General features: G+C 75.0%; 13 protein-coding genes. 8 read left to right on the top strand and 5 right to left on the bottom strand.

The genetic code is table 11. The features are described 5' to 3' along the window. Positions 1 to 93: 93 nt before the first annotated feature. The 3 genes from AC6JBM_RS22670 to AC6JBM_RS22660 are packed head-to-tail and all read left to right on the top strand — an operon-like array spanning position 94 to position 3853. Positions 94 to 675, top strand: coding sequence for a PadR family transcriptional regulator (locus AC6JBM_RS22670; protein WP_497985571.1), 582 nt, complete (start codon positions 94 to 96; stop codon positions 673 to 675). Then, positions 672 to 1397 (top strand): ABC transporter ATP-binding protein, encoded by a 726-nt coding sequence (locus tag AC6JBM_RS22665; RefSeq protein ID WP_497985570.1) that lies wholly within the window; start codon positions 672 to 674, stop codon positions 1395 to 1397. Before AC6JBM_RS22670 ends, AC6JBM_RS22665 begins: the two co-directional genes overlap by 4 nt. Next, entirely contained in the window at positions 1394 to 3853 is a 2460-nt protein-coding gene (locus AC6JBM_RS22660; RefSeq protein ID WP_497985569.1) for an FtsX-like permease family protein, read from the top strand. Before AC6JBM_RS22665 ends, AC6JBM_RS22660 begins: the two co-directional genes overlap by 4 nt. 12 nt (positions 3854 to 3865) lie before the next feature. Here the strand turns inward: AC6JBM_RS22660 and AC6JBM_RS22655 are convergent, their stop codons facing one another. The 3 genes from AC6JBM_RS22655 to AC6JBM_RS22645 all read right to left on the bottom strand — a co-directional run bounded on the left by AC6JBM_RS22655 (position 3866) and on the right by AC6JBM_RS22645 (position 6054). After that, positions 3866 to 4537, bottom strand: a complete 672-nt coding sequence (locus tag AC6JBM_RS22655; RefSeq protein WP_497985568.1) for a phosphatase PAP2 family protein — start codon at positions 4535 to 4537, stop codon at positions 3866 to 3868. Beyond that, complete coding sequence (locus AC6JBM_RS22650) at positions 4527 to 5213, bottom strand: response regulator transcription factor (protein ID WP_497985567.1); 687 nt, start codon at positions 5211 to 5213, stop codon at positions 4527 to 4529. Before AC6JBM_RS22650 ends, AC6JBM_RS22655 begins: the two co-directional genes overlap by 11 nt. Before the next feature lie 94 nt (positions 5214 to 5307). Beyond that, entirely contained in the window at positions 5308 to 6054 is a 747-nt protein-coding gene (locus tag AC6JBM_RS22645) for a methyltransferase domain-containing protein (RefSeq protein WP_497985566.1), read from the bottom strand. A 110-nt stretch (positions 6055 to 6164) separates the two neighbouring features. On the opposite strand from AC6JBM_RS22645, the gene AC6JBM_RS22640 reads away from it, so the two are divergent. The 5 genes from AC6JBM_RS22640 to AC6JBM_RS22620 are packed head-to-tail and all read left to right on the top strand — an operon-like array spanning position 6165 to position 11200. Continuing rightward, positions 6165 to 6689, top strand: a complete 525-nt coding sequence (locus tag AC6JBM_RS22640) for a PadR family transcriptional regulator (protein ID WP_350610595.1) — start codon at positions 6165 to 6167, stop codon at positions 6687 to 6689. Next, on the top strand, positions 6686 to 7360 hold the full coding sequence (locus tag AC6JBM_RS22635) for an ABC transporter ATP-binding protein (protein WP_497985565.1): 675 nt from the start codon (positions 6686 to 6688) through the stop codon (positions 7358 to 7360). Before AC6JBM_RS22640 ends, AC6JBM_RS22635 begins: the two co-directional genes overlap by 4 nt. Then, positions 7357 to 9528, top strand: a complete 2172-nt coding sequence (locus AC6JBM_RS22630) for an ABC transporter permease (protein ID WP_497985564.1) — start codon at positions 7357 to 7359, stop codon at positions 9526 to 9528. Before AC6JBM_RS22635 ends, AC6JBM_RS22630 begins: the two co-directional genes overlap by 4 nt. After that, on the top strand, positions 9521 to 10672 hold the full coding sequence (locus tag AC6JBM_RS22625; protein ID WP_497985563.1) for an alpha/beta hydrolase family protein: 1152 nt from the start codon (positions 9521 to 9523) through the stop codon (positions 10670 to 10672). Before AC6JBM_RS22630 ends, AC6JBM_RS22625 begins: the two co-directional genes overlap by 8 nt. Before the next feature lie 21 nt (positions 10673 to 10693). Continuing rightward, the gene (locus AC6JBM_RS22620) at positions 10694 to 11200 is read left to right on the top strand and encodes a hypothetical protein (RefSeq protein ID WP_497985562.1); all 507 of its coding nucleotides are present in this window, start codon (positions 10694 to 10696) and stop codon (positions 11198 to 11200) included. Here AC6JBM_RS22620 and AC6JBM_RS22615 read toward each other — a convergent pair. Beyond that, on the bottom strand, positions 11150 to 11947 hold the full coding sequence (locus AC6JBM_RS22615; RefSeq protein ID WP_497985561.1) for a cytochrome c oxidase assembly protein: 798 nt from the start codon (positions 11945 to 11947) through the stop codon (positions 11150 to 11152). The two genes, AC6JBM_RS22620 and AC6JBM_RS22615, sit on opposite strands and share 51 nt — an antisense overlap. After that, positions 11944 to 12447 (bottom strand): DUF2243 domain-containing protein, encoded by a 504-nt coding sequence (locus AC6JBM_RS22610; RefSeq protein ID WP_497985560.1) that lies wholly within the window; start codon positions 12445 to 12447, stop codon positions 11944 to 11946. Before AC6JBM_RS22610 ends, AC6JBM_RS22615 begins: the two co-directional genes overlap by 4 nt. Positions 12448 to 12462 lie beyond the last annotated feature (15 nt).

The raw sequence follows: 12462 nt of genomic DNA, 5'->3' as shown, positions 1-12462 counted from the left end.
GACCCGAATTCGGGGGAGCCGCGGTGACAGGGCGTGGACGGGTGCGAGTATACCGAGTATGCTACCGGGCATGATATCGAGTGGGGTGGCGCGATGAGCATCCGATATGCCCTGCTGGCGCTGCTGAAGGAGGGCCCGAAATACGGGCTCCAGCTGCGCGAGGAGTTCGAGGCGCGCACCGGCGAGGTGTGGCCGCTCAACGTCGGGCAGGTCTACACGACCCTGCAGCGGCTGGAGCGCGACGGGCTCGTCGAGTCCGACGACGACGCCGAGCCCGGCCCGCAGAAGGGGTTCCAGATCACCGCGGCCGGGGCCGAGGACCTGGCCGTCTGGCTGAGGACGCCGCCCGACCTCGGCTCGCCGCCCCGCGACGAGCTCGTCATCAAGATCCTGATCGCGGTGCGGCTGCCGGGGGTCGATGTGCACGAGGTGATCCAGGAGCACCGGCGGTACATCGTGGAGCTGATGCAGCAGTGGACCCGTCTCAAGGAGGAGGAGGGCGAGCTCGACCTGGGCCTCGCGCTCGTCGTGGACGCCGAGCTGTTCCGCCTCGACTCGGTCGTGCGCTGGCTCGACACCGCCGACGGGCGGCTCAAGCGGGCCGCGCTCGACCCGCCGGCCCCGGCCCGCGCCGCGGGCCCGCAGATCCGCCGCCGCGCGGGGGTGCGGCGATGAGCGGGGTGCTGGAGCTGCGCGGGGTGTCGAAGACCTATGTGGACGGTGCCGACGAGGTACACGCGCTGCGCGACGTCGACCTGACCGTCGAGCCCGGCCGGATGGTCGCGGTCATGGGGCCGAGCGGCTCGGGCAAGAGCACCCTGCTGACCATCGCGGGCGCACTGGAGTCGCCGAGCGCCGGCGAGGTGCTCATCGCGGGGCAGCCGCTCTCGGCGATGTCCCGCGACGACCGCGCCCGGCTGCGGCGGCGCGCGATCGGGTACGTCTTCCAGGACTTCAATCTCCTGCCCGGCCTCACCGCCGCCGAGAACGTGGCCCTCCCGCTCGAGCTCGACGGCCTGAAGGCGGCCAAGGCGCGGGCGGCCGGCCTGCGCGCCCTGGACGAGCTGGGCCTGGCCGACCGGGCGGCGCGCTTCCCCGACCAGCTCTCCGGCGGCGAGCGGCAGCGGGTGGCGATCGCCCGGGCGGTCGTCGGCGACCGGCGGCTGCTGCTGGCCGACGAGCCGACCGGCGCGCTGGACACGGCCAACGGCGAGGCCGTCATGCGCCTGATGCTCGCCGCCTGCAAGCGCGGGCTGGCCGCGGTGATGGTGACCCACGACGCCCAGCTGGCCTCGTGGGCCGACCGGGTCGTGTTCATCCGCGACGGGGCCGTGGTCGACCGCACGGCCCCGCGCCCGGGCCCGGACTCGCTGCTGACCGGCGAGGCGGCCCGGTGAGCGCCGCCGTCGCGCACCGCCCGCTGGTGCTCGGCTCCGGCCACGGCGGCCTGCCCGCGCGGCGCGCCGTGGCCCGCTGGGCGTGGCGGCTGTTCCGGCGCGAGTGGCGGCAGCAGGCGATCGTCCTGGCGCTGCTGGTGGTCGCGGTCGCCGGGACCACCGTCGGGCTCGCCGTCGCCGCCAACGCCCCGACGGAGGCGGGCACCTTCGGCACCGCCGACCACCTGATCGCCCTCGACGGCACCGACCCGCAACTGGCGGCCGGCCTCGCCGAGCTACGCACCTCGTTCGGGACCGTCGACGTCATCGAGCACGGCAAGAAGCTCCCGCTGCCCGGCTCGGCCAACGGCTTCGACGTGCGCGCCCAGGACCCGCACGGGCCCTTCGGCGCCCCGATGCTGCGCCTGACCCAGGGCCGCTGGCCGCAGGGCCCCGGCGAGATCGCGCTCACCGGGCGCGTGGCGGCGGCGCTCGGCCTGGGCGTCGGCGGCGCCTGGAACCAGGACGGGCGGCCGCGGACGGTCGTGGGCCTCGTCGAGAACCCGCTCGACCTGCGCGACACGTTCGCCCTCGTCGCGCCCGGGCAGGCGGCCGCGGTCGACCGCGTCGACGTGCTCATCCGGGCCTCGGCCGACGAGTTCCGGGCCCGGCCGAGGCCGAGCGGGTCGACGCAGGTCCGCTCCGCAGATGCCTCCGCGAGCGCCGTGGTGCTCGTGCTCGCCACGATCGGGCTGGTGTTCGTCGGCCTGCTCGCGGTGGCCGGGTTCACCGTGATGGCCCAGCGGCGGCTGCGGGCGCTCGGCCTGCTCGGCGCGATGGGCGCGAGCCACCGGCACATCCGGCTCGTGCTGCTCGCCAACGGCGCGGTCGTCGGCGGCGTCGGCGCGGTCGCGGGCGCCGCCGCGGGGACGGTCGCGTGGGTCGCGCTGGGCCCGATCCTGGAGTCGCCGCTCGGGCACCGCATCGACCGGTTCGCCGTACCGTGGCCGACGATGCTCGTCGCCGTGCTGCTGGCGACCATCACCGCCGTCGTCGCCGCGTGGTGGCCGGCCCGGGCGGCCGCGCGCATGCCGGTCGTGGCCGCGCTCAGCGCGCGTCCGGCGGCGCCGCGCCCGGCCCACCGCTTCGCGGCCCTCGGGGTCGTCCTGCTGGCGGCGGGGACGGCCGCGCTGGCCCTGGCCCAGCAGACCAGGGCGCCGTTCATCATCGGCGGCGTTCTCGCCACCGCGGTCGCGCTGCTGCTGCTCGCCCCGGCCGGGGTCGCGATCGTCGGCCGGCTCGCGCGGCGCGCACCCCTGGCGCCCCGGCTGGCCATGCGCGACCTGGCCCGGCACCGGTCCCGCTCCGGCGCGGCGCTGGCCGCGATCGCGCTGGCCGTGGGCATCGCCGCCGTCGTCACCCTGGGCGCCGCCGTCACCGTCGCCCGGGCCGCCGCCCCGACCGGCGGCAACCTTCCCGCCGACCAGCTCGCCGTGTGGGTGTCCCCGGAGGCGATGACCGGCCCGGTCCCGACGCTTCCCCAAGAACAATTCGATGCGGTACGGACCGAGGTGGCCACGATCGCCGCCGACGCACACGCCACCGCCGTCCCGCTGACCGGCGTCGTGGACCCGAACCAGCCGCTGGAGCGCAACGGCCGCCAGCCCGCGGTGTACGCGAAGCCGCACGCGCCCGGCCCCGGCGAGCCCGGCGGCGTGATGTACAGCAGCCGCGACATGATCGGCCTGTTCGTCGCGACGCCCGAGCTCCTCACGCACTTCGGCATCGACCCCGCGAGCGTCCACGCCGACACCGATCTGCTCCTCGGGCGCGACAGCATCGACGGGTACGACCTCATCCCCGGCCGCAACGCGCGGTGGCAACCGGTCCAGCAGCACGTGACGCTGCCCGCCTACGGCTCCCTGCCGAACGTCCTCATCACCGAGCACGGCCTGGCCCGGCTGCACCTGACGCCGATCCCGGTGGGCTGGCTGGTCGACGCGCCCGCCGCCCTGACCGCGGCCCAGATCGAGCACGCCCAGCGCTCCGCGGCCGCCGCCGGCGTCAGCGTCGAGTCCCGCCCGACCGGCGCGGACCAGGCCCGGCTCGCCGGCTGGTTCACCGGGGCCGGGATCGCGGTCGCCCTCGGCGTGCTCGCGATGACCGTCGGGCTCATCCGCAGCGAGACGGCCCGGGACCTGCGCACGCTGATCGCGACCGGGGCCCGCCGCGGCACCCGCCGCGCGCTCACCGCCGCGACCGCCGGGGCGCTCGCCGTCGCCGGGGCCGTCATCGGCACGGCGTGCGCCTACGTGTCGATGCTCGCCTGGTATCACCGGGAGGCGCACTGGCTCGCGCATCCGCCGGTGCTCAACCTCGTGGCGCTGCTCGTGGGTCTGCCGGTCGTCGCCTACCTCGGCGGCTGGCTGCTGGCCGGTCGCGAGGCCCGCGGCATCGCCCGGCGGCCGCTGGAGTGACCGGCGTGCTGCTCACGCGCCGTCGCCGCCCGGCGGGGAGCCGGGGGGTCGCAGCCGGACGAGATCGCGCCGGCGCGGGCGCAGCACGATGCCGAGCGCGATCAGGATGGAGCCCGCGAGCAGCCAGCCGCCGAGCACGTCCGTCGGCCAGTGCGCGGCGAGCGCCACGCGGCTGATGCCGACCAGCCCCGCCCACAGCCCGGCGGCGGCGGTGAGCACGGCGCGGGCCCGGCCGCTCGGCAGCAGCGGGCACAGCAGCACGACGAGGATGCCCGCCGCGATGGTCGCCGAGGTCGTGTGGCCGGACGGGAACGCCCAGCCCGCGGCGGCGGTGAGCCGCTCGGGCGGGCGGGGGCGGTGCACGAGGGTCAGTACCGTCAGACGCAGCACGGTCGCGGTGGCCGCCGCGGCGAGCAGGAACACGACGCCGGCCCGGTCGCGGCGCCACACCGCGAACGCGACGGCGAGCAGCAGCGCCGGGAGCAGGACCCGCTGGTCGGCGGTGTGCGTGATGGCCGACATGACCGCCCGCCACGCGTGGTGCGACCGCGCGAAGCGCAGGGCCGCGTCGCTGACCGCGGTGTCGAGGCGCAGCAGCGGCCCGAAGCGCATGGCGACGAGGGCGGTCAGCGCGGCGAATCCCAGCGGCAGGACGACGGCCACGACCCGGCGGTCAGCCGCCATGCGGGTCCAGCCGGTAGCCGACGCCGCGGACGGTCTGGATCGCGCAGCGCCCGTACGCGTGGTCGATCTTCTTGCGCAGGTAGCCGACGTAGACCTCGACGATGTTCAGATCGCCCTCGAACCCGGCGTCCCACACGTTCTCCAGGATGGCCGACTTGGACACCACGTCGCCGGCCCGCCGCAGCAGGAACTCCAGCAGCGCGAACTCGCGCGGCGTCACCTGGATCGGGTCGTTCCCGCGGCCCACCCGGCGGCGGGCCGGGTCCAGGTGCAGGTCGCCCGCGGTGAGCACGACGGGCCGCTGGGGCGCGCCGCGGCGGATCAGCGCCCGCAGCCGTGCGGTCAGGACCACGAACGGGAACGGCTTGGTGAGGTAGTCGTCGGCCCCGAGGTCGAGGGCGTCGGCCAGGTCGTACTCGCCGTCCTTCGCGGTCAGCATGAGGATCGGCGTCCACACCTCCCGCCGCCGCAGCTCCCGGCACACCTCGTAGCCGTTGAGCCCGGGCAGCATGATGTCGAGCACGATCGCGTCGTAGGCGCCGTTCGGGGACTCGGTCGCCGCCCACAGCCCGTCGATGCCGGTGAAGGTCAGGTCGGTCGTGAACCCCTCGACGGCCAGCCCGTCACGAATCGTCTCGGCCAGCCCGACCTCGTCTTCCACCAGCAACAGCCGCATGGATCCACCTCCCACCGCAGAGCCTCACACGGTGCACCTGAATGCATCCTGAAAGGCGCCTACATGGTGTAGGAGTGAAAATTGGCCATTCGTGTTACCGGGTGCGCCGCGCGGCGTAGACCACGTTCACGGCCCACGCCCCGCTGCCGGGCAGGCGGCAGGCGAGGGCGTCCAGCGGCGCGGCGGCCCGGCGCAGCAGGGGCCGCTCGTACCAGCCGGGCGTCAGCACCGAGAACCCGCGCCGGGCCACGATCGTGAACCCGTGCCGGTGCAGCAGCGCCTCCACCTGGGCGTGCGACAGCTCCGCGAACCATCGCCGGCCCCGGTGCCGGCGCGCCCGCAGGTGCCGCAGCGAGCGCCGGTTGCCGTGGTTCTCGACGATCAGCAGCCCCGACCCGGCGCTCGGCAGCGCCGCCGCGGCGAACGCCAGGGCCCGCTCGCGCACGTCGTCGTCGACGTTGAGCAGCAGCCGGAACATCGTCACCAGCGCCGGGCCGTCGCTCGCCACCGGCTCCGGGACCGGGCCGCCGGTCGCCACCACGTGCAGCCGCGCGTCCGTGCCCAGCTCGGCGGCCTTGGCCAGCATCTGCGGCGAGGTGTCGTAGCCGTGCGCCCGCCGGACCAGGCCGTGCAGGTTGCGGATCGCCCGGCCGGTGCCGCAGGCGAAGTCGTGCTGCGTCGGGAGCGCGTCCGGGAACGTGCGGCGGATCAGCCCGCGCAGGAAGACCCGCTGCCGCCGGTTGACCCGCGAGGCATAGCTTCCCGGCGCATATGTGACGTGTTCGTACTTGTCGACGGACCCGGCATTCCGGAACGCATTCGCGTAATTGTCATCCACCATTCTGCTTCAACGCCGGTGACTTTTCCCGAGTGACGGCCGGGGCGGCGCCGGGCCGGCGTATCACCCGAGTGTATGTACTCGGTGTATATCCGTGGTGTATGGTCGGCGGCATGAGCGTTCCTCTCACGCTGCTGGGCCTCCTGGAGCGCCAGCCGAGCCATGGTTACGACCTCAAGCGCGACTACGACACGTTCTTCGGCCGCGGCCGCCCGCTGCCCTTCGGCCAGGTGTATTCGACCCTCGGCCGCCTCGCCCGCGACGGCAAGGTCGTGATCAGCGAGGTCGAGGCGGGGGAGGGGCCCGAGCGGAAGCGCTACGTCATCACCGACCTCGGCGCCACCGAGGTCGACGCGTGGCTGACCCAGCCGGTTGAGCCCGAGCCGCACCTGCAGACGGTGCTGTTCGCCAAGGTGATGCTGTCGCTGATGCTGGAGCGGCCGGCCGCGGAATATCTCGACACCCAGCGCGGCGCGCACCTCAAGCGGATGCGGGAGCTGCACGAGATCAAGAAGGGCAACGACCTCATCGAGGCGATGCTCGCCGACCACGGCCTGTTCCACCTCGAGGCCGACCTGCGCTGGATCGAGCTCACCGTGGCCCGCCTGGACCACCTGGCCGGGCTGGTGCGCCGATGAGCGCCGTCATCGAGGCCCGCGACATCGAGCTGTCCTTCGGCGAGACCGCGGCGCTGCGCGGCGCCTCGTTCGACGCGGGGCCGGGCGAGATCGTCGCCGTCATGGGGCCGTCCGGCTCCGGCAAGACCACGCTGCTGCACTGCCTCGCCGGGATCCTGGTGCCGAGCGCCGGCGAGGTCCGCTTCGACGGGCAGCGCATCGACGGGCTCAACGAGCACCAGCGCAGCACGCTGCGCCGCGAGCGTTTCGGGTTCGTGTTCCAGTTCGGGCAGCTGGTGCCGGAACTGACCGTCGAGGAAAACGTCGCCCTGCCGCTGCTGCTCGGCGGGTCACGGCGCGGAGACGCCCTGCGCGAGGCGCGCGGATGGCTGGACCGGCTCGGCCTGGCCGGGATGGAGGGGCGCCGGTCGGGGGAGCTGTCGGGTGGTCAGGCCCAGCGCGTCGCGCTGGCACGGGGAATGATCAACCGGCCGCGGGTGCTGTTCGCCGACGAGCCCACCGGCTCCCTCGACTCGCTCACCGGCGAGCAGGTCATGGATCTCATGGTGGCGGCGGCGCGGGAGCACGGCACGACCGTCGTGCTCGTCACCCATGAGCCGAGGGTCGCCGTCTACGCAGACCGCGAGGTGATCGTCCGGGACGGTCGCGTGCACGCCCTGGCCGCCTCGTGATCCGGTTCGGTCTGCGCCTGGCCCTCGCCAACGGGCGTGAGGCGCTGCTGCGGTTCGTGGTCATCGCCGTCGCCGTCGCGCTCGGCACCGGGCTGCTGCTGGCCACCACCGCCGGCGTCCGCGCGCTCGACGCCCAGGTCGGCCGGGGCGCCTGGCTGCGCGGGCAGCAGGCTCCCGGCGGTCCCGCGGCCGACCCGGTCGTCTGGGCCGGCCGCGAGGACTTCTTCGGCGGCAAGTCGATGTGGCGCATCGACGTCGGCCTCAAGGGCGCCAACCCGCCGGCCGTGCCGGGCATCCCGCGGCTGCCGGCGCCGGGGCAGTACTACGTCTCGCCGGCCCTGCACGACCTCATCGCCGCGCACCCGGCCGACCAGCTCGCCGCGCGCTTCCCGGGGCACGAGGCCGGGATCATCGACGCGGACGCGCTGGAGTCGCCGGACTCGCTCGTCGCCGTCGTCGGCCGCACCCCGGGCGAGGTCGGCGGCATCCCGAGAGCTCACGAGGTCACCGCGGTGTCCACGACGCCGCTGAAGATCCCGACCGCCGCCATGGACCTGGTGCTGTCCGTCGTCGCCGGGGGCCTGCTCTTCCCGCTGCTCGTCTTCGTCGGTACGGCCACACGCCTGTCGGCCACCCGCCGGGAACAGCGGTTCGCGGCCATGCGGCTCATCGGCGCCACACCGCGCCAGGTGACCCAGCTCGCCGCCGTCGAGTCCGGCGCCGCCGCCGTGGCCGGCACGATCGCGGGCTTCGCGCTGTTCCCGGCGCTGCGGGCGGCGATGGCGGCGGTGCCGCTCACGACCGAGCGGTTCTTCCCCGCCGATCTCTCGCCCGGGCTGCCCATCGCCGTGCTCGTCGCGCTCGGCGTCCCGCTCGGGGCGATCGCCGCGGCCGCGCTCGCCATGCGCCGGGTCCGGATCTCGCCGCTCGGCGTCGCCCGCCAGGTGACCCCGAAGCCGCCGCGCGCGTGGCGGTTGATCCCCGTCGTCGCGGGGCTCGTGGAGCTGGCGTACTTCGTCGGCCGTAAGCCCGAAACCTCCAGCGGACAGACCGCCGCCTTCCTGCCGGGCTTCCTGATCACCATGGTCGGCCTCGTGATCGCCGGCCCGTGGATCACCATGGTCGGGGCCCGGCTGATGGCCCGCCACGCCCGCCGGCTGCCCACGCTGGTGGCGGCCCGGCGGCTCGCCGACAACCCGCAGGCCGCGTTCCGCGCGATCAGCGGCGTCATGCTCGCCCTGTTCGTCGTCAGCGTCGCGACCGGCGTCATCACCACGATGCAATTCGAGCGCGGCGTGCGCTACAGCGACCTCGCGGCGGTGACGATGGACCAGTACGTCGGACCGCAGGCCACCCTCCCGGACGACGTGTCCGACCGGCTGCGCCACGTCCAGGGCGTGACCTTCGCCCTCCTGCTGCACGACAACCCCGACGACGGGCCGGACAGCCCCTCCAGCATCGTCGCGTGCGCCGATCTCGCCCGGATCCCGCAGTACGGCACGTGCGCCCCCGGAGCCGAGTACGCCCAGATCTGGAGCAACCTCGTCGGCTTCGACCGCACGCGCACCGGCACGGGCACGGCGACCGTCTGGCCGGCCGCGCCCGTCACCGCCGAGCAGGTCGCGGCGCTCCCGCTCGACAGCGTCGTCGTCGGCCTCGACGGCAGCGCCGCCGCCCACGAACGGGCCCGCACCGCGATCGGGCTGGCCTACCCGGACTACGAGGTCCCGGCGCTCACCGACCTTGAGCGGGGCAGCAACTCCCGCACCCAGATGGCGCTGTTCCAGCGCCTGGCCGACGTCATCATGCTCTTCAGCCTGCCGATCGCGGGCTGCAGCCTGGCGGTGAGCGTCGCCGCCGGCATCGCCGACCGCAAGCGCCCCTTCAGCCTGCTGCGCCTCACCGGCGTCCCGCTGCGCGCCCTGCGCCGCGTCGTCGCCCTCGAGTCCGCGGTGCCGCTGCTGGCGGTCGCGGTGCTGGCCGCGGTCACCGGGTTCGCCGCGGCCCAGCTGTTCCTCCGCGCGCAGATGGGCTACACCCTGGCCGCGCCGGACTGGTCCTACTACGCCCTGGCCGGGCTGGGCCTGGCCGTCTCACTGGCCATCATCGCCGCGACCCTGCCGCTGCTGTCGCGCATCACCGGACCGGATTCCGCCCGCAATGAGTAGCCCGTCCCGCCGCACCGTCCTCATGTCCGCGGTCGCCGCCGGTATCGCCGCGCCGTTCGCCGCCGCCGGCCGGGCCGGCGCGGCCACCACCGAGCCCACGTCCGCGCCCCGGCTCGTCCTGCCCCGGCCGACCGGCCCGTATCCGGTCGGCACGGTGGCGCTGCGCCTGCGCGACCGCTCGCGCGACCGCGAGCTGATGGCGAGCGCCTGGTACCCGGCCCGCGACCCCGACCGCCACCCGCGGGCGATCTGGCTGGCCGACGCCCCGATGCGCGCCCTGCTGGGCAACGCCGGCTTCCCGCCCGGCGCGGTCGGCGCCCCGATCACCTCCGGCCACGCCGGCGCACCGGTGCGGCAGTCCGGCGGCCGCCTTCCGGTCATCGTGTACTCGCACGAGGCCCACGATCACCGCGCCGACACCACGATCGTCGTGCAGGAGCTGGCCAGCCACGGATACCTGGTGCTCACCGTGGACCACACCGGCGACGCCTTCACGGAGTTCCCCGGCGGCCGCCTGCTCGTCCCGATCCGGGGCGACGGCGCGCTGGGCGCGCGGGACTTCGCCGACGACATCCCGTTCGTGCTCGACACCGTCGAGCGCCTCGCCGCCGGCCACAACCCCGACGCCGATGGCCGACGGCTGCCGCCCGGGCTGCTCGGCGCCCCCGACCCGCGCCGCGTCGGCATGTTCGGCACCTCGAAGGGCGGCACCGCGACCGCGCTCGCCATGGGCACGGACCGGCGCATCCGGGCCGGCCTGAGCCTGGACGGCCCGATGGAGCCCCTGATCACCACTGACCTCGACCGGCCGTTCATGCTCATGACCGCGGACTTCCCGCGGTCCACGCCGCCGGTCGCCCAGTTCTGGTCGCACCTGACCGGCTGGCGGCTCAACGTCCAGGCCGACGGCGCGGTCCACAACGCGTACGACGACTACCAGTTCCTGCTCCCGCAGGTCGCGAGGGCGGTCGGGATGAGCGACGCGGAGCTGCGGGGCTGGATCGGCACCCTCGACCCGGGCCGGGCCGTGCGCATCCAGCAGGCGTACCCGCTCGCCTTCTTCGACCAGCACCTGCGCGGCCGGCGCCAGCGCCTGCTCGACGGTCCGAGCCGCGCCTTCCCCGAGGTCCGCTACCTCCCATGAGCGCCGCTACGCTTCCGGGCCATGGGTGTCATGTCGACGTACTGCCAGATCTGCGGCCTGCCGGTGCAGCAGGACCACTACGTGCCCGCACCGGGCGGGGGGTCCTTCCGGATCTGGCGCGGTGACGGCGACGACGAGGGCGGCCCGGCGGTCGCGTTCGGGCCGGAGCACGGGTGGCTGCGCGACGCCGTCGGGCTGCGGCTGCGGGCCGGCGACGGGGACGTCGTCATCGAGGGCGCCGTGCACGACGGGGTCTTCGAGGACTCCGGCAGCGACGGCTTCGTCGGCGACGGGCTCGACGACCGGGCGGCCCTGCACCGCGCCTGCTGGGACCTGGCCGGACGGCCGGACACCTTCGAGCCGCTGGCCGACCTCGAGTGGCCCGAGGCGGAGGAGCGCTATCGCCAGCAGCTCTTCGAGTTCGCCGGCTTCGTCGCCGACGGCCACGGCTGGATGCTGGTCGACCCCGCGACCGGCTCACCGGACGCCCTGCGCAACCGCCGGCGCATCGCCGACCTGCTCGCGTGACCCGCTCCAGGCGGGACCGGGGCGCCAGGTCGTGACCAATGCGAACGCGAGCAGCAGCTCGGCGATGTCGCCGGCGTAGTACATGAGCGCGGCCCCGCCGTGCCGCTGGGCGGCGGGCACCGCCGCGCCGGGCAGGAACAGCCCGGCGTAGAGGAGCTGGGCCAGGCTGGCGTGCACGGCGATCGCGACGCCGAGCACGGCGAGCCGGAGGCGGACCGCCGGGCGGCGGGGCGCCGGGTCCGGGCCGGCGATGACCCAGGTGAACAGGCATCCGGCGAGCAGCATATGGGCGTGGACGAGCTGGTGCAGGCCGGGGTCGCGGGTGGTGGCGGCGTAGAGCGGGGTGCCGTAGAGCACGATCAGGCCGCCGGAGGTGACCGTCAGCGCCGTCCACGGGCTGCCGAGGAGCCGGACCGGGCGGGTGCGCAGCAGCCGGGTGAGCCGCCGGCCGGTCGGGGCGGGCACGGTGCGCAGCAGCAGCGTCCCCGGCGCGCCGAGGACCAGGCCGAGCGGGGCGAGCATGCCGGTGAGCAGGTGCTGCAGCACGTGCGTGCGGAAGTCGCCGGCCGGCCACGGCGATACGGCCGGGTCCAGGCCGGCCGCCAGCAGGCCGGCGCCGGTCAGGAAGAGTGCCGAACGCCACCAGGGCCAAGAGCGGCGGCCGAGGCTCGCCATCGCGTCGTAGCCGACCGCGCCGGCGAGGACCAGGGCGGGCAGCAGGCCGACGGCGGGATGGGCGTGGCTCACCGGGCGCGGTCTCCCGGCCGGGCCGAGTGCTGCAGCAGCCAGCCGGCGACGACGAGGACGGCGCCGAGCGCGAGGAAGCCCAGGTCCCACCAGCGCTGGTCGGGGCCGCCGTGGACGTGGTGGATGCCCAGGATCTGATGGTCGATCGTGCCCTCGACGAGGTTGAAGCCGCCCCACCCGACCAGCATCCAGCCCCACAGGGTGCGCGAACCCCACACCCGCGCGCGCCCCGCCGTGATCCGGGAGTACAGCAGGGCCAGGCCGATCAGCACGGCCAGCCAGGTGCAGGTGTGGAACAGGCCGTCCCACAGCGTGTTCACCCGCAGGCCCGCGAGCGTGTCGGCCGGATACCTGGTGGTGCTGCTGAGCATGTGGTGCCACTGCAGCAGCTGGTGCAGCAGAATGCCGTCGACGAACCCGCCGAGGCCGGCGCCGAGCACGACGCCGGGTAGCACGATGCCGCGGTCCGCCCCGGTGGCGTCCGTCTGGGTACCCGTCATGGCGGCGGGAACTAC

The sequence above is a fragment of the Dactylosporangium thailandense genome, assembly GCF_059739745.1.
This window is presented reverse-complemented; position numbering and strand designations above follow the sequence as displayed.

Bases quoted from the DNA above. Each gene is read 5' to 3' on its own strand.
- AC6JBM_RS22655 (WP_497985568.1), bottom strand. From the start codon at position 4,537: ATGGCGGCTGACCGCCGGGTCGTGGCCGTCGTCCTGCCGCTGGGATTC.
- AC6JBM_RS22645 (WP_497985566.1), bottom strand. From the start codon at position 6,054: ATGGTGGATGACAATTACGCGAATGCGTTCCGGAATGCCGGGTCCGTC.
- AC6JBM_RS22640 (WP_350610595.1), top strand. From the start codon at position 6,165: ATGAGCGTTCCTCTCACGCTGCTGGGCCTCCTGGAGCGCCAGCCGAGC.
- AC6JBM_RS22650 (WP_497985567.1), bottom strand. From the start codon at position 5,213: ATGCGGCTGTTGCTGGTGGAAGACGAGGTCGGGCTGGCCGAGACGATT.
- AC6JBM_RS22670 (WP_497985571.1), top strand. From the start codon at position 94: ATGAGCATCCGATATGCCCTGCTGGCGCTGCTGAAGGAGGGCCCGAAA.
- AC6JBM_RS22620 (WP_497985562.1), top strand. From the start codon at position 10,694: ATGGGTGTCATGTCGACGTACTGCCAGATCTGCGGCCTGCCGGTGCAG.
- AC6JBM_RS22635 (WP_497985565.1), top strand. From the start codon at position 6,686: ATGAGCGCCGTCATCGAGGCCCGCGACATCGAGCTGTCCTTCGGCGAG.
- AC6JBM_RS22610 (WP_497985560.1), bottom strand. From the start codon at position 12,447: ATGACGGGTACCCAGACGGACGCCACCGGGGCGGACCGCGGCATCGTG.
- AC6JBM_RS22665 (WP_497985570.1), top strand. From the start codon at position 672: ATGAGCGGGGTGCTGGAGCTGCGCGGGGTGTCGAAGACCTATGTGGAC.
- AC6JBM_RS22625 (WP_497985563.1), top strand. From the start codon at position 9,521: ATGAGTAGCCCGTCCCGCCGCACCGTCCTCATGTCCGCGGTCGCCGCC.